14 protein-coding genes are annotated in these 17188 nt (G+C 42.2%); 8 read left to right on the forward strand and 6 right to left on the reverse strand.

Annotation, left to right across the window (positions count from 1 at the left end; translation table 11 throughout):
• Nucleotides 1–28: 28 nt before the first annotated feature.
• Together DQN58_RS08735 and fdhE are read left to right on the forward strand one after the other, a co-directional pair.
• Complete coding sequence (locus DQN58_RS08735) at nucleotides 29–1144, forward strand: pyridoxal phosphate-dependent aminotransferase (protein ID WP_006718786.1); 1116 nt, start codon at nucleotides 29–31, stop codon at nucleotides 1142–1144.
• A gap of 90 nt (nucleotides 1145–1234) precedes the next feature.
• Complete coding sequence (fdhE, locus tag DQN58_RS08740) at nucleotides 1235–2152, forward strand: formate dehydrogenase accessory protein FdhE (protein WP_032997931.1); 918 nt, start codon at nucleotides 1235–1237, stop codon at nucleotides 2150–2152.
• An 88-nt stretch (nucleotides 2153–2240) separates the two neighbouring features.
• Here the strand turns inward: fdhE and cpdB are convergent, their stop codons facing one another.
• Nucleotides 2241–4217, reverse strand: a complete 1977-nt coding sequence (cpdB, locus tag DQN58_RS08745; RefSeq protein WP_032997932.1) for a 2',3'-cyclic-nucleotide 2'-phosphodiesterase — start codon at nucleotides 4215–4217, stop codon at nucleotides 2241–2243.
• A gap of 199 nt (nucleotides 4218–4416) precedes the next feature.
• Nucleotides 4417–6642 carry a TonB-dependent hemoglobin/transferrin/lactoferrin family receptor gene (locus DQN58_RS08750; protein WP_006718793.1) on the reverse strand — a complete coding sequence of 742 codons (2226 nt, stop codon included), beginning with the start codon at nucleotides 6640–6642 and terminating at the stop codon, nucleotides 4417–4419.
• A 183-nt stretch (nucleotides 6643–6825) separates the two neighbouring features.
• Here DQN58_RS08750 and DQN58_RS08755 point away from each other — a divergent pair, with 183 nt between their 5' ends.
• The 4 genes from DQN58_RS08755 to DQN58_RS08770 all read left to right on the forward strand — a co-directional run bounded on the left by DQN58_RS08755 (nucleotide 6826) and on the right by DQN58_RS08770 (nucleotide 10467).
• A complete protein-coding gene (locus tag DQN58_RS08755; RefSeq protein ID WP_032997933.1) occupies nucleotides 6826–7725 on the forward strand; it encodes a siderophore ABC transporter substrate-binding protein in 900 nt (299 codons plus the stop codon).
• A 75-nt stretch (nucleotides 7726–7800) separates the two neighbouring features.
• Complete coding sequence (locus tag DQN58_RS08760) at nucleotides 7801–8766, forward strand: ABC transporter permease (protein ID WP_006718797.1); 966 nt, start codon at nucleotides 7801–7803, stop codon at nucleotides 8764–8766.
• Complete coding sequence (locus DQN58_RS08765) at nucleotides 8756–9697, forward strand: iron chelate uptake ABC transporter family permease subunit (RefSeq protein WP_006718799.1); 942 nt, start codon at nucleotides 8756–8758, stop codon at nucleotides 9695–9697. The genes DQN58_RS08760 and DQN58_RS08765 overlap by 11 nt, the downstream gene beginning before the upstream one ends.
• 11 nt (nucleotides 9698–9708) lie before the next feature.
• Entirely contained in the window at nucleotides 9709–10467 is a 759-nt protein-coding gene (locus DQN58_RS08770) for an iron ABC transporter ATP-binding protein (protein WP_006718800.1), read from the forward strand.
• Between the two features lie 87 nt (nucleotides 10468–10554).
• Here DQN58_RS08770 and mepM read toward each other — a convergent pair whose 3' ends face one another.
• Nucleotides 10555–12084 (reverse strand): murein DD-endopeptidase MepM, encoded by a 1530-nt coding sequence (mepM, locus tag DQN58_RS08775; protein WP_006718802.1) that lies wholly within the window; start codon nucleotides 12082–12084, stop codon nucleotides 10555–10557.
• Nucleotides 12085–12281: 197 nt separating this feature from the next.
• On the opposite strand from mepM, the gene znuC reads away from it, so the two are divergent.
• Both znuC and znuB read left to right on the forward strand, forming a co-directional pair.
• On the forward strand, nucleotides 12282–13055 hold the full coding sequence (znuC, locus tag DQN58_RS08780; RefSeq protein WP_032997934.1) for a zinc ABC transporter ATP-binding protein ZnuC: 774 nt from the start codon (nucleotides 12282–12284) through the stop codon (nucleotides 13053–13055).
• Between the two features lie 11 nt (nucleotides 13056–13066).
• Nucleotides 13067–13852 carry a zinc ABC transporter permease subunit ZnuB gene (gene znuB / locus DQN58_RS08785; protein ID WP_006718806.1) on the forward strand — a complete coding sequence of 262 codons (786 nt, stop codon included), beginning with the start codon at nucleotides 13067–13069 and terminating at the stop codon, nucleotides 13850–13852.
• Nucleotides 13853–13942: 90 nt separating this feature from the next.
• Here znuB and metF read toward each other — a convergent pair whose 3' ends face one another.
• The 3 genes from metF to lptF form a co-directional block, all read right to left on the reverse strand.
• Nucleotides 13943–14827 (reverse strand): methylenetetrahydrofolate reductase, encoded by an 885-nt coding sequence (gene metF / locus DQN58_RS08790; RefSeq protein WP_006718808.1) that lies wholly within the window; start codon nucleotides 14825–14827, stop codon nucleotides 13943–13945.
• 173 nt (nucleotides 14828–15000) lie between these two features.
• Nucleotides 15001–16068 carry an LPS export ABC transporter permease LptG gene (gene lptG, locus DQN58_RS08795; RefSeq protein ID WP_006718812.1) on the reverse strand — a complete coding sequence of 356 codons (1068 nt, stop codon included), beginning with the start codon at nucleotides 16066–16068 and terminating at the stop codon, nucleotides 15001–15003.
• 15 nt (nucleotides 16069–16083) lie between these two features.
• Nucleotides 16084–17178 carry an LPS export ABC transporter permease LptF gene (gene lptF / locus DQN58_RS08800; RefSeq protein WP_006718814.1) on the reverse strand — a complete coding sequence of 365 codons (1095 nt, stop codon included), beginning with the start codon at nucleotides 17176–17178 and terminating at the stop codon, nucleotides 16084–16086.
• Nucleotides 17179–17188: the final 10 nt, after the last annotated feature.

Raw genomic sequence — 17188 nt, forward strand, 5'->3', positions numbered from 1 at the left:
TTTAAAAAAAGAGAAAAAAGGAAATATTATGCGTTACGACAACATGTCCGCTTTTATTGTGATGGATATTGTACGAGAAGCGGCGAAATACCCTAACGCCATTCATTTTGAAATCGGTCAGCCGGATTTACCGCCTTCCGATAAGGTTAAAGCCGCACTGCAAAATGCCGTGCAGCACAATCAATTTAGTTACACAGAAAGCCTTGGACTTCTGGCGTTGCGAGAAAAAATCGCCGCGTATTATGACCGCACTTATCAGGTGAAAATCAATCCGAATCGGATTTTGCTTACGCCCGGTACCAGCGGTGCATTCCTAGTGGCTTATGCCCTCACCTTAAATAACGGTGATAAATTAGGTTTAACGGATCCGTCTTATCCTTGCTATAAAAATTTTGCTTACATGATGGATATTCAGCCGGAATTCATGCCGGTGGATAAACAAGATTGTTATCAATTAAGCGTGGAACAATTAAAACGCCATCAAATTAAAGCGTTACAAATTTCCTCGCCGGCAAACCCGACAGGCAATATTTACACCACCGAACGCTTGAAAGCGCTTAACGAATATTGTCGTGAGCATGACATTGCGTTTATTTCCGATGAGTTGTATCACGGTTTGGTGTATGACGAAACTGCTGCAACCGCATTGCAATTTAACGATAAAGCATATGTCATCAACGGTTTTTCTAAATATTTCTGTATGCCGGGCTTACGTTTAGGCTGGATTATCGTGCCGGAAGACAAAGTGCGTGAAGCTGAAATCATTGCGCAAAATATCTTTATTTCTGCACCAACATTAAGCCAATATGCGGCATTAGAAGCCTTTGATGAAGCCCATCTTGCACAGGTAAAACAGCAATTCCAAGCCCGTCGCGATTTTTTATATAACGCCTTAAAAGACATTTTTACCATTGAATTTAAACCCCAAGGCGCTTTTTATTTGTGGGCGGATGTATCCAAATACACTAATGACAGCTATGAATTTGCCAAACAAATGCTCCATGAAATCCAAGTCGCCACTACGCCGGGCATTGATTTTGGGAAAAACGGCACGAAGCATTATTTGCGTTTTGCTTACACACGCAACATCGAGCATTTGCAAGAAGGGGTAAACCGCATTAAACAATGGCTGGAAAATAAATAAAAATTACCCGTTTCGGTCATTGAACAGTAAATTTATGCGCCTATAATAGGCATGAATTTTCACTTTCTATTAACAATAAGCCCTAAAATTATGAGTATCCGAATTCTTCCTGAAAATGAAATTAAACAAGCGGCAGCCTCTTATACCGCGCCGCCGCTGTTGTTTTCCAACCCGAAAAACTTATATCAACGCCGTGCCGCACGTTTAAGAGAATTAGCGCAGGATCATCCGCTCGCTGATTATCTGTTGTTTGCCGCCGCGATTGCCGATGCACAGTTAGCCTTGCTTGAAAGCATGCCGATTCCACAAGATCCACGTCTGCAAGCACTTTCCGGTGAACAATTAGCAAATAAACCGCTAGATGTGAAAAACTGGCAGCGTGACCCAATTTGGCGCAAATTATTGACCGCACTTTTAGAGAAATTAAAACCTTCTGCCAACGACCAGATTCTCACCACGATTGAATGGTTAGAAAAAGCCGCTGACAGTGAATTGGAAGACCTTGCCGATAAAGTATTGGCACAAGAATTTGCCACCATTTCCAGCGATAAAGCGGTGTTTGTATGGGCGGCATTATCCTTATATTGGTTCCAATTAGTACAACAAATTCCGCACAACGCCAAACAAGAAAGTACCGAAGATTTACATCTTTGCCCGGTTTGCAGCGCCTCTCCAACGGCCAGCATGATTCATTTAGGCACCAATCAAGGCTTGCGCTACATGCACTGTTCTTTATGTGAAAGCGAATGGAATATGGTGCGCACACAATGCACTAACTGCGGAGAAAGTAGCGATTTAGATTATTGGTCCCTTGATGAGCATTTAGCCGCAGTTCGTAGCGAAAGTTGTGGAAGCTGCCACAGCTACCTTAAAGCCTTATACCAAGAAAAAGATCCGAAAATGGAAGTGATTGCTGATGATTTAGCGTCTATCTTTTTGGATATGGAAATGGAGAAAAAAGGTTTTATGAAAAGCGGTTTGAATCCGTTTGTGTTCCCGGCGGAATAAATCAAATGGTTAAAAAAACGTTTGAAAAAACTACCGCACTTTAACAATAAAAAAGGCATCCATAGGATGCCTTTTATTTTGGGGTGAATTATTTGCCTGATAAATCAATTTGATACACGGCAAAGCCCACTTCATCAGTACCTACTTGTTTCATTGGGTATTGAGCATTTTCTTTGATAAATTGCGCCGTTTGTTCGCTTGGTGACGTTTCAAAGCGCACATCTAATTTATCATTGCCTTTAATTGGTACGAAGCGCCAGTTCTTGTCTGCACGTGGATTCACTGCGCCGTCTTTTTCACTGGTAGCTTTGATGTAATCTGCCAATACTTGACGGTTTTCATCCGGTGACGCGTAAACAATGTGCTTATCGCCGGTACCTGGGAATTTATTACCATAAGCACGGTAGTTATTGGTGGCGATTAAAAATTCCGCTTTCGGATCCACCGGTTTGCCTTGGTAAGTCAGATTCAGCACGCGGTGGGCATTCGGGTTGATTAACTTGCACTCGCCGTCATAACGTGGCGGTTGGGTTAAATCGTATTCGTAATTGACACCGTCGATCACATCGAAGTTATAGGTGCGGAAACCTTCCCAATCCAATAACGATTGTGGTTTATCGCTTGCCTGGTCGATTTGCTTAAACATCCCTGCACTGCACTCCAACCATTCTTTCAGCTGTTCGCCGCTGACTTTCACCACGACCAAGGTATTCGGATACAAATACAAATCTGCCGCATTGCGGAACGTTAACTCGCCTTTGTTCACTTCGGTGTAGCCTGTCGGATCGTTTTTACGTCCGCCCGCTTTAAACGGTGCGCCCGCACTTAAAATTGGCAAGCCAGCCATGGCAGGTACGCTTGGGGCAACTTTTTCCACATAGGCTTTTTGCGCTTGGTTAACAATTTGAATGGTCGGGTCGTCTTGCACCAATGCCAAATAACTATACATATTGTCGGTAGCTTTACCAATCGGCTGTGCCACGAATTTACGGGTCGCTTCATGAGTTTCTTTTAAAAGTGCGGTCACTTCCGGGTCATTTTCTGCCAACGCCTTTTTGTTTTCCGCATCATAAATCGGACGCAATACCGCTTTGCCGTCGGTCACAATCCATTTGCCGTTATGCTCGCTCAATACTAAATCTACGACACTGATATTGTTCGCCCAATAGCCCGCCATGCTTTCCGGCACGCCTTTTACGGTACCTTTAGCAATATCTGCGTTCGGTGATTTGGCAAATTCTTTATTCGGGAACAAGCGGTGGGAGTGACCGAAAATCACCGCGTCAATGTGCGGCATATCCGCAAGATAGAACGCGGAATTTTCTGCGCCTTCATGGTACGGCTCATCGGATGGGCCGGTGTGCGCCAACGCCACGATAATATCCGCGCCTTTTTTCTTCATTTCCCGCACATATTTTTGCGCACTTTTTACGATGTCGCGGGTTTCCACTTTGCCCGTTAAATTGGCTTTATCCCACACCATAATTTGCGGCGGCACAAAACCGATATAACCGATTTTTAGCTTATGCGACTTGCCTTTATTGTCCACCACCGTTTTTTCCTGAATCACATAAGGCGTGTAATAAGGCTCCTCTGTTCCCACTTTCACCACGTTGGCGTTCACAATCGGGAAATTTGCCTGTTTAATAGCATCGGCTAAATAATCCAAACCATAATTAAACTCGTGATTGCCCAGGGTGCCCACTTCATAATGCATAGCATTTAAGCAATCTACAGCTGGGTTTGATTTGCCTTCTTTATAGCCCACTGCTGCTTGATAATCGGCAATCGGATTACCTTGAATTAAATCGCCGTTATCCACCAACACGCTGTTTTTTACTTCCGCACGAGCTTGACGAATTAAACTTGCCGCACGGGTAAAACCGAATTTCTCTGTCGGGGCGTCTTTGTAATAGTCAAAGTCCGTCAAAAAACTGTGAATATCAGTAGTACCGATAATGCGTAAATCGACTTGATTATCGCTTTTTGCGAACGCCATGCGATTACAACTAAGCGCTAACACACTGGTCGCACCGATTTGAATAAAACGTCTTCTATTCATCATAATAAACTCCTTCGTTAGGGAAAATGGGTTAAAAAATACGGCGTTATTGTAAGGAAATTGAGGGGCTTTGAAAGGAAAAGTGCGGTTGTTTTTGACCATAAATTTTGCCCCGGCAAGACAATAAATTTGCCGAAAAAAATGACCGTACTTTAGAACAACACGGAGGTTGACAAAAGTGCGGTCGAAATTTCAGCTGTTTTTAAAACTCATAACGAATACCGACGTTAAAATTGCGTCCCGGTGCGCTGTAACGATCAGCATTTCCGGAAGTAATCGCCAATGGAATACTGCTCGGATCGCGACCTTGATCCTGCGTAGCTTTACTTAACAGGGCAAGATAAGAAATGTCGTTCCAGTTCCAGTATTTTTTATTAAACAGATTGTTTACATTGGCGGTTAACGTCAGATTTTCCACCGGCTTCCAATAAACGCCTAAATCAAACAATGAATAACCACCTGTCGGGTTGTACAAGTACGCGGAAGATTGTTCAATATCTTTATCGGATTTACCACGGTTATAAGTCCATTGAATATTGGCGCCATAGGTGTCACCTTCATAGCCTAAACCGAATTTCACTTTTAACGGTTGAATACTATTAATTGGTGTTTTAATGCCATTATTGGTGGCTCTGCCGCGACTATAAGAAATGCCTTTCGTCAAATAGAAATCATCATAAAACGTCCATTTCACATCGGCAGTAAAACCATACACTTTGGCCTTATCCAAATTGTCGTATTGAATAAAGGTGGTATAACCTTGCGTTGGTTTGGATACCCAATCAATAAAGTTTTTATAGTGGTTGTAATAGCCGGTGACCAAATATTGCAGTTTTTCATTTTGACCTTTCACCCCGATTTCAAAGTTATCGGCGGTTTCGGAACGCAAATTCGGGTTACCGACCACCGCGACATTAGCGGTTTGAGGCCCTAATCCCGGAATGAAATAATTAACGCTTTCAAAGAAATAAGAGGTTAATTGTTGTGGTGACGGCGTTCTTACACCACGAGAATATTGCACATACGGAATAAATTCCGGTGCAGCACGATATTCTAAACTTAACTTCGGCGCAAATTTAGTTTCGGAACGTTTTGCCGGTTGGAATTGAGCCACGTCACTGTTACCACCGGAAGGTGTCATCCGATAATGCACAAAACTGACTTGTGGCGTAACGACCCATTTTCCAAAAGCAATTTCATCTTCAAAATAACCCGTAACTTTATGCTGTTTCGTGTCTGATGTCGGTTTTCCGTTGAAATAGGCGTGGCGGGAATTGCCGTAAGCAGGACGTTCATAGTGCAAATAATTTGTCGCTTTGGTGTGGTTATAACTTAAACCATAACGCAGAACTTGCGGAATATCTCCATCAATAAAACTCATTAAATTGCTGTTAATACCATAGGTTTTATAGTTAACGTTTGATTCTTCAAAGCGGTAATTATTCGTTCCTAAACGATGACGATAATTATCGGTACCGGCATTTTGATAATAAACCTGTGTTTTCGCATTTTGTAACCAACCGTGCTCATTATTATAATCGTGGCTTAATGAAAAACGGCTACGTTTCACACGATCAATGGAATTGCCTTTGGTTTGAATACCGGTGGCTCTGTCAATGTTGATATCATTTAATGTCAGTAAATCGGTCTTAATTTTTTTACGTTGATATTCAAAAGCGGCACCAACCTGATGTTGATCATTTAACTGATAGTAATGTTTGGTAAGAACATAATTATTTTGCGTGTCTGCCGGATTTGGTTCGGTACGGTTTACGCCGGTACCAGCATTAGTGCCTTTGTTTTTGGTTTGATCGCCGTTACGAATGGTGGTCATTACCATGCCTTGATAAGCACCGATTTTGCCTGCGCCGCCAACAGTGCCGTAAACGGAATTATCGGCGCTGTTATAACCGCTTCCGATAAAGCCCCCGAGGGTACGACCTTTCAACAAATCAACAGGTTCTAATGTAGCAAAATTCACGCTGCCCGATAAACTGTTGGCAGAACCGGCATATTGCACATCGGCGCTACGCAAACTACTCACATCCACATAATCGGCACGTCCGAATTCCACACCGTAAGAAATAAAATGTTTGCTTTCTTGTGCTTCCGGCAATGGGATACCATCTACCGTTGTGGTCATACGGTTCCCCTGCAAACCACGAATATTCACGCCTTCTCCGCCGGAACGTGCCGTTTGCAATTGACTGACGTTGACGTCTAATTTATTGGAAAATAAATCTTTAACATCTTTTGCTTGGCGTAAGAAAATACTGTTACGATCCACTTTGGTATTGACCAACGTATCGCTGGTTTCAATTTCAACCACAGAAATTTCTTCTAACTGACTGGTTTCTTCCGCCCATGCCATATTTTGATAGGTACAAACCGCTGCAACCAATACCGCCAACTTTGTTTTTTTAAGCATAGTAACTCCATATTTATAATTAAGAATTATTCTCGATTATATAGGTGAATAATGGGATAACCAACTAAAATTCTAGGAATATGAAAAATCGTTTTTAGCATACGAAAATTTAGGTTTACCTTCTAATAAATCTCGTTAAAATACATGAGAATTATTTTCAATTATATTTTAAGGAGATTTATGATGTTGAAAAAAACACTGCTAACATTAACCTGTATCGCGATGGCGACATCTGCGTTAGCGAAAGAAATCAGCATTCCAACGGCACGAGGAGAAGTGACATTAGCAGCACCGCCAGCCAAAATTGCAGTATTTGATACGGGAAGCCTTGATACCTTGCAAGCATTAGGTGTGAAAGTAGATGGTGCGGCGGATGTCGGCAAAATACTTCCTTATTTAAAACCAACACTAGAAAAAGCCAAAAATGTCGGTACTATTTTTGAGCCCAATTTAGAGGCTTTAAATGAATTAAAACCAGACTTAATTATTGTCGGCACCCGCACGGCAAAAAAATTTGATGATGTCAGCGCTATTGCAAAAACGATCGATTTAACCGATAACGGCGATAAATTAGTGGAAAGCGGCATTCAACGCATTGACAGTTTCGGTCGTTTATTTGATAAACAAGCGGCAGCAGACAAGTTAAAAGGTGAATTGGAAACCTTATTAAAAGACACTAAAGCCGCCGTGAAAGACAAAGGCAACGGTTTAATTATTTTAGTCAACGGTGGCAAAATTTCCGCATTCGGTAGCGGTTATCGTTTAAGTTTTATTCATGATGAACTTGGCGTACCAATGGCGGATCCGAGCATTAAAGGTACCGGTCATGGCCAACCGGCGAGCTTTGAGTTTATTGAAAAAACCAATCCTGACTGGTTGTTTGTGTTAGATCGCATTTCTGCTATTGGCGAAGAAGGTAAAACCGCCAAAGAAGTATTGGATAATGAATTGGTTCGTCGCACTAAAGCCTGGAAAAACGGTAATGTCGTTTATCTCAGTAGCGCTTCCTACTTAGCGCCGGGCGGTGCGGAACAATTAAAAACGGACTTAAACGCGATTAAAACCGCTTTCGAGAAAAAATAATCATGCTTATCGTTCTCTCCGTTGTATCGCCTTCATGCCAAGCGGAGAGAACGTTTTTATTACTTAAAAAACATCATGTCTGGAATTTTCACGTTAAATCGGATTAATTTTTTAATTCTTGTATTACTCGCCGCATTAAGTATTACCGTGGGCGTAGCCGATTTCCATTGGTCTCAATTTTTTTCTCAACCGGAACAAATGCAAGTACTGTTAGTCAGTCGATTGCCTCGTACCTTCGCCGTGATTTTAGTAGGGGCGACTCTTGGCGTGGCAGGCATGGTATTACAAATTGTCTTAAAAAATCGCTTTATTGAGCCGGGCATGATCGGCGCCAGTCAAAGCGCGGCATTGGGGATTTTATTAACCAGCCTATTATTTCCAAGCGCCGCCTTGCTTCTCAAAATGTCCGTCGCCACCGTCTCCGCACTCATTAGCATGGGCATTTTTACCTTATTGTTACAGCAATTGCCGCCACATCAACGTCTCATGGTGCCGTTGGTGGGGATTATGTTCGGCAATATTATTGAGGCGATGACGACCTTTCTTGCCTACGAAACAGACAGCTTACAAACCTTGTCCATTTGGTTTTCTGGCGATTTTTCCGGCATCTTGGCAGGACGTTATGAATTATTATGGCTTACCGCCGCCCTTGCTGTGGTGGTTTATATTATGGCCGATCGTCTGAGCATTACCGGACTGGGGAAAAATATCAGTACCGGCTTAGGGATTAATTATCGTCAAATGACGTGGTTTGCGTTAATTGTGGTGGCGATGATTACTGCGGTAGTCGTAGTCACCGTTGGGCAAATTCCCTTTATCGGCCTGGTTGTACCAAATATTATTTCCCGCTTAGCCGGTGACCGATTACGCCAAAATCTGCCTTCGGTTGTGTTGCTCGGCGCCAATTTGGTCTTGATTTGCGACATTATAGGCCGAGTCATTAACGCACCTTATGAAGTACCGATTTCGACCATTTTCGGCATTGTCGGCACATTGATTTTCCTCTATTTATTATTTAAGGGGAAAGCCAATGCAAAATAATCGCGTCATGTTATTACTCGGTGCCCTACTCACGTTTGCTTGCGTCTTTTTTATGACTTACCACGCGAATGGTAACTGGGATTTCATTTTGCCGTTTCGTGGAAAGAAACTGTTGTTATTGCTGATGATGGCCTACACCATTGGCATATCTACATTGCTATTTCAAACCTTAACCAATAACCCGATTCTAACACCCAGCATTTTAGGCTTTGACTCCTTATATTTATTGGTGCAAAGCATTTTAGTGTTTCTCTTCGGCGGGATTGGATTTACACAACTCAATGTGGCCGGCAAATTTGCCTTTGAAACCTTACTTATGTTGCTTGGCGCACTCCTGTTATTCCGTACACTCAGCAAAAACAACAGCGATCTCGCCCGTATGATTTTGGTAGGGATTATTTTCGGTGTGCTTTTCCGCAGTGTAAATAACCTGCTACAGCGCATGATCGATCCGAATGAATTCGCCGTTGCACAAGGATCTTCCTTTGCCAGTTTTAACACGGTGAACCCAACCTTATTATGGATTGGTACTGTCATTACATTGGTCAGCGCTCTGTGGATTTGGCAACAACGTTTTAAATTAGATGTACTACTACTGGGGCGTGAACGCGCTATCGGATTAGGCTTGGAATATCATCAGTTCAGCCGCCAATTACTCATTTGCTGCGCATTTTTAGTGTCAATTTCCACCGCACTTGTGGGACCGATTCTGTTTTTAGGCTTATTGGTATGTGCCATCGTCAATGCCATTAGCCCGACCATGCACCACAGCATTCGCATCCCAATGACGTTTATGGTGTCGGCCATCACATTAGTAAGCGGTCAAGCCGTGTTCGAACAGGTAATGAAGATGCAGGGTGTGCTTAGCGTAGTTATCGAATTTGTCGGTGGGTTAGTCTTTATCTACCTAATTTTAAGACGGGCAAAATAAGGGAATTTCTTGTGATAAAAATTGAAAATATAACCTATAAAATTAATCAGGCGACGATTTTAAATAACATTAATCTCACCATCCCAAACGGTGGTATTACCGCATTGATCGGCGCTAATGGTGCTGGTAAATCCACGCTACTCTCTTTGGTTGCGCGCTTAAATCCGATTCAACAAGGGCAAATTTGGCTAAATGATATGGATATTGGCGCCACGCCATCACGCACAATTGCGCAAAACCTGGCAATTCTGACCCAAGATAACGTGATTCATAGTCGCATTACGGTAAAAGATTTGTTGATTTTCGGCCGTTATCCTCACCATCAGGGGCGCCCGACGGAAGAAGACAATGCCATTATCCGCGATGCCTTACAACGTTTTGAATTAGCGCCATTGGCCAATCGTTTTCTTAGCGAACTTTCCGGCGGTCAACGTCAACGCGCCCTGATTGCCATGACCTTCTGTCAAAAAACCGATCATGTACTGCTTGATGAACCATTAAATAACCTCGATATGTTCCACGCCCGCGAGCTGATGCGCTTGCTACGCCAACTGACCGATGAACTTGCACTGACCACGGTCATGGTAGTGCATGACATCAATATGGCTGCCGCCTACGCCGACACCATTGTCGCCATGAAAAACGGTGAAATCGCAATGATTGGCACACCTACCGAAATTATCACAAAAGAAAACTTAAAATCTGTGTTTAATTTGGATGCAGACGTGTTGGATTATCAAGGGAAAAGATTAGTGATACATCATATTTGATAAATGGTGGTATGGCTTTTATAAAAAAGTGCGGTCGATTTTCACAATGTTTTTAAAACAGCGGGAAAAACCACCGCACTTTCAAAACTAACGTAACAAGCGTTCTACTTCATTGGCTTTGACAAGGAATTCTTTACGTTCAGCCGTTGCCATACCGCTGCTTCCTCCCGGAAGTTTGACCGTAAGCGGATTCACAGGGCGTCCGTTAATATGAAATTCATAGTGTAAGTGCGGTCCGGTTGAACGTCCGGTATTTCCCGACAATGCAATACGTTCCCCTTTCTTCACACTTTGCCCGGCTTTAACTAAAGGACGGCTCAAGTGCATATACACGGTTTGGTATTCTCGAGAATGACGAATGACCACGTAGCGACCGGCACCATTTGCCTGATACGCAATTTTTTCAACCGTACCATCTGCCGGCGCAATAACCGGCGTGCCTATCGGCATAGAAAAATCCACGCCTTTATGGGGGGCAATACGACCTGTAACAGGATGCAGACGACGTGGGTTAAACGGTGAAGATACACGCGCTTGACGCTGCAATGGATAACGTGAGAAGCCTTTACCTAAGGTTTCCCCTTGGCGGTTATAATAACGTCCGTTCGCTGCTTGAATCGCGTAATAACCTTTTCCTCCAGTCATAATATGAATGGCTTCTACGTTACCTTGACCGGTACGCTTCTCTTCTAAATATTCGCGAGAAACTAAAATCGATATTTTGGTGTCTTTTTTCAGTTGTTTTAAACTCACCTGCCACTGTAACGCAGAAGTCAGTTGATAAATTTGACGATTATCTAAACCTAATTTTTTCAAGCTATTAACAAAAGAACCATCCATTTCGCCACGTAATACTTCCCGTTTCCAAACGCTTTTCTTTTCCAGAATTTGACGGGTAAACTTACCTTCTGACTGTAATTCGTAGATGTATTCTTTTTTCTGTGAAACCAACCAATTCAAATATTCCAATTCACCGTCATTATTCAAAATCCAATAGAACTGTTGCCCTGCTTGTAAATGTTTGAGTTCCGGATAAGCCGCAATCAGTTGTTTACTAGTATCATCCTCTAAACCGGAAAGCTCCAATACATCCTTTAAACTATCGCCTTTCACCACCGTATGACTAAATTGATCTTTGATTCGAATCGCTTGATCCGCCACATCTAAAATATTTACGACAGCATCTTTCGCATCACTTGGCAAAGTATCTAGATCATCAAATTCGTCGTGGGTTTTAACTTCTTCCGATTCGTCATCTTTCCCCACATCATCATAAGAAGTTGCCTCTTCTACGGCATTGAGACTAAAAGTATCAGCTAAAATTTGTGTTTCTTGAACAGCTTCATTAGTAAAAGAAACAACATAGGCGGAAACAGGATAAAGCTCACCTAAAGAGAGAATCTCCTGTAGCAGATTATTCGTATCGAAAAGTGTATTTTTGGTCGAAAGATTGGTATAAGTAGGATTTTTGACGCTCTCGATTTTGTCTTCTGCCGTATCGTTTAAATGCAGAAAAAAACCGGTAAAAATCAACAAAAGTGCCAAAAAGAAAATAAGCGCTTTAATACGCGACTTTCTTTGACGACGCTCTCTTGCTAATTTTACGTGTTGTACCACTTTTGGGTTTCCTTACAACGAATAAGATTTAAGTTTACTTATGACTCAATAAAAATAAAAAAATTCAACGGATAAAGCGAAATTCCTGACAAACGGCGCAATTATACACATAAATTATCGGGGAACTTGTTAAATCATAAAAAATAAGCTATTTTTAGCGCAATTTTTCTCCAATGAAATCTCAAATAGAACCCATCATGCAAATCAATGCAATAAAAGTGCCCTTGGTCGAATTAAAGGACATCAATGTAAAATACGGGCAACAAATCGCACTCAACCACATTAACCTCACCATTTACCCAAACTCGATTATTACTATTGTAGGGCCCAACGGCGGTGGTAAATCTACACTATTAAAAGTCTTACTCAAACTACAACAACCAACGTCCGGTTCTGTGCGCTACAACAAAAATATTCGTATCGGTTACGTTCCGCAAAAGATTCATTTAGACCATAACTTACCTATTACCGTTGAAAAATTTTTATCCTTAAAAAAAGGAATTTCTCGGCAGGATATCCAAGATGCCATGGCGTTGTTGTCCATTAGCCATCTCATTCACAACAGTATGCAAAAACTTTCCGGTGGCGAAATGCAACGGGTTTTACTGGCACGAGCGATTTTAAATAAACCCAATTTATTGGTGTTGGATGAGCCCACTCAGGGCGTAGATATGACCGGTCAGGCAGAGCTTTATCAACTGATTCAGCAGACCCGTGAAAAATTAAATTGTGCAATTTTGATGGTGTCACATGATTTACATATTGTCATGGCTGACACTAACGAAGTGCTGTGTATTAACCAGCATATTTGTTGCGCCGGCACGCCTGAAACTGTTTCAAACGATCCAACGTTTATTCACTTTTTCGGCAATCAGTTTTCTAAAAATATTGCGGTTTATACCCATCACCACAATCATCGTCATGATATGCACGGCGACATTTGCGGCATGGAATCGCCCCATTCACACTAACGATTCATATTATGTTTGATATTCTTTTTCCCGCCTGGATTACAGGCATGGTACTTTCGCTGATTACGGCTCCGCTCGGAGCGTTTGTGGTCTGGCGCAAAATGGCCTATTTCGGTGATACGCTTTCCCACTCGGCGTTATTGGGTGTTGCGCTTGGTATTTTTTTGCAAATCAACCCTTACATCGCCATTTTAGTCCTCACGATCTTGCTTTCCATTGCCATGGTTTGGTTGGAAAATAATACGCAATTTTCTGTGGATACGTTACTTGGCATTATTGCACATAGCTGTCTTTCTATCGGCGTTGTCACGGTCGGTTTGCTCCAAAATGTGCGGGTCGATTTAATGTCCTATTTATTCGGCGATTTACTGGCTATCACTTATGACGATCTCATTTACATCAGTCTTGGCGCCATTGTCGTACTTACTGCATTAATCTATTTTTGGAAACCGCTAATTTCCACCACGATCAGCCCGGAATTGGCTCAAGTGGAAGGGATTAATGTGAAAAGAATGCGCTTTATTCTGATGATCTTAACGGCCTTAACCATTGCCTTGAGTATGAAATTTGTTGGCGCATTAATTATCACCTCCCTCCTCATTATTCCGGCTGCCGCCGCTAAGCGCTTTGCCCGCACCCCGGAAAGCATGGTCGGTATTGCCGTAATTGTTAGTATGCTTGCCGTTTCTATGGGGCTAACTTTATCCGCCTATTACGACACCGCTGCAGGCCCTTCTGTCGTCATTTGCGCCACGTTTCTCTTTTTGTGTTCATTACTGAAAAAAGAACCGAATTAAATTTGCATTCACCACAACCAATACATAAAAAAACGACCGCACTTTAAGAGGAAAACCTAAAGTGCGGTCGCTTTTTTTCATTTTTTTAAATTACAACGTTGGACGAATCCCTAACGTATGGCAAATCGCGTAAGTAAGTTCACTACGGTTTAAGGTGTAGAAGTGGAAGTCTTTTACGCCTTCACGAGATAATACGCGCACCATATCCATAGCGATACTTGCCGCCACTAAATTACGAGTTGTTTGGTCGTCATCTAACCCATCATACATTTTCGCCATCCAGGCAGGAATTTTCACATTAGTGATCGCGGCCATTTTTTGAAGCTGTTTGAAGTTAGTGACCGGTAAAATGCCCGGCACGATTTCTGCATCAATGCCAATAGAGGCACAGCGGTCACGGAAACGCAAATAGCTATCGATGTCAAAGAAGAATTGCGTAATCACGTGATTAGCGCCAGCATCAATTTTACGTTTTAAATTGATTAAGTCCGCTTGTGCTGATTTTGCTTCTGGGTGCACTTCCGGATAGGCTGCAACGGAGATATCAAAGTCGGCTACTTCACGGAGCAATGTCACTAAATCTGCGGCATAAAAAGGCTTTTTCTCATAACCTTTCGGCTCATCACCACGCAACGCCACAATACGGCGAATGCCGCTATCCCAATAATCTTTTGCAATGCGACGTAATTCATCCGGCGTTGCATCAATGCCAGTTAAATGCGGCGCTGCCTCCAAACCGGTTTCCTGCTTAATGTGTTTTACAACACCATGGGTACGTTCACGTTCTCCGGAGTTCGCCCCGTAAGTCACAGAAACAAATTTTGGCTTTAAGACTTTTAAACGATGAATGGATTCCCACAAAATATTTTCCATTTTTTCATTTTTAGGTGGGAAAAATTCAAAGGAAACGTTAATTTTGCCGTTCAAATCGGCTAAGTGTTGATTTAAATTATCAATTTCTTTTGCATAACTCATGCAAGTTACCTCATTTCAACTCTGTCAAAGATGTTATTTAAATTAAAGAGAAAGGGAATATGTGTCAATTTCAAATATTTCATTCATTGAATGAATGAAATTAATGTTTAGTATAAAAAGCCCGTGACAATCACGGGCTTTAAAAACATTGTTTTTTCTTACCGCACTTTTGTCTAATTTCGACGTCGCGCTAACAACCACCAAGTAATAAGCAGGAACAGCACACTTGGCATCAACGCGCCAATAAGCGGCGTGGTGTTATACACCAAGCTGAATTTACCAAACAACTCATTCACTACATAGAACAAGAAACCGAAAGAAATCCCGATAAGAATACGCGCCCCGGCAGTCACGCTACGCAACGGACCAAAAATAAAGGAAAGCGCCAACATCATCATCACGCCTACAGAAACCGGTTGGAGCAATTTACGCCAATAGGTCAACTCGAAATTTCTGGAATCCTGTCCGGTTTCTTTCAGGAAGGCGATGTAATTCGATAACCCCGAAATAGACAATGATGTTGGACGCAATGATGCCACACCTAGTTTATCCGGCGTTAAGTTGGTCTCCCAGTCTTCATTTAAACGATTGATAGTCACCACTTCATCGGGTTGAATACGGGATTCATTGACTTGTCGTAACGTCCATTTGCCATTGTTAAAAGACGCTTGATTCGCATGTTTCATTTTTTCTAATTGGCGTTGTTCATTGAAGGTATAAATATAAATATCGTTTAATTCCACATCATCAGAAATGCTACGCACATACACGAAATTATTGCCGTCTTTTGCCCAAATGCCATTTTTCACCGAAAGCATAGAACCGCCGGAAATAGCTTTGGATCGCATATCACGCGCAAATTGCTCGGTTTGTGGGATTCCCCATTCACCAATCACCATTGTCAACAAGACTAATGGAATAGTCGTTTTCATCACCGCAATGCCGATGCGTATGCGTGAAAATCCTGATGATTGCATCACCACTAATTCACTACGACTGGCAAGATTCCCCAAGGCAATTAATGCACCAAGCAATGCCGCCATAGGGAAAAAGGTTTCTACATCTTTCGGCATAGTCAACACCGTATAAGCAATAGCCTGTAAGATGTCGTAAGTGCCTTTCCCCACACTACGGAATTGCTCTACAAATTTAATAATGGCGGATAATCCCACTAACATGAACAAGGTGGCGAAAATCGTGCCTAAAATACTTTTACCGATATATCGTTCTAAGGTATTCATTCAGTTATCCCTGTTTTAGCGCTTTTTATTCAATGAATAACGAATACGATACATGAATGCGCTATCCCAACTGTTGAGCAAAATCGCCAATAAGAAAAAGCCCCCATTCACCAATGGCATAAATAACGAGGCATCCAATTTGCCTGCACCACCGGCTGATTTCAATGAGCTTTGTAATAAGAAGTAAATTAAATACAACAATAACGCCGGTAACACTTTGGCAAAACGACCTTGGCGTGGATTAACACGACTTAATGGCACGGCTAACAATGCCATGATAGGCACAGCAAGAATTAAGGTTAAACGCCAATGAAATTCGGTTTTCATCGCCGGCGTATCGGCATTTAACAGTTGCATAAGGCTCATTTCACCCGCTTCATTTGAATCATCTTCAACGGCTTTATGACCTAAATAGGCTTGGTATTCATCAAAATGGGTGATGCGGAAATCCGGCAAAATCGCGGTGCCTTCAAAACGATCACTATTTTGCAAACGAAGGATTTGATCACCGTTTGGTAAAGATTTTAACTCCCCTTGCTCCGCCACAATGACTGACGGCTTAGTTTGCCCTTTTGGCTGGGTTTGGAACACATAAACGTTATTAATTTGATTTTCTTGAATGTCATCAATAAACAACACAAAATCACTGTTATTTGCCGTCATAAATTGACCGGCAGACAAGGCGCCCATATTCGGATTTGCCTTTGCCTCCTCAATGATCGCCACTTGTTTATTAATTGCCCATGGACTCAACCATAATGCATTGTATGCTGCCAACGCCCCGGTAAATAACGATAAAATCAAAACGACTTTCACTAAAATTTTTGAGCCTACACCACAGGCGCGCATGACGGTGATTTCACTTTCTGCGTATAAACGACCTAAGGTCAACAAAATCGCAATGAACAAACAAAGTGGCAACATCAGTTGTGCCATGGTCGGCATGCCTAAACCTAGCAAAGAAAAGACTAAATCTGCCGGCACCTGGCCATTCGCGGCAGAGCCCAGTACGCGAACGAGCTGCTGACAAAAAAAGATCAGCAACAGAATAAACAAAATCGCAATCTGGCTTTTAAAAACTTCTTTGGTTAAATATCGGGTTAAAATCACTTTTTTTGCC

This window comes from Aggregatibacter segnis ATCC 33393, assembly GCF_900476035.1.
Classification (GTDB): Bacteria; Pseudomonadota; Gammaproteobacteria; order Enterobacterales; family Pasteurellaceae; genus Aggregatibacter; species Aggregatibacter segnis.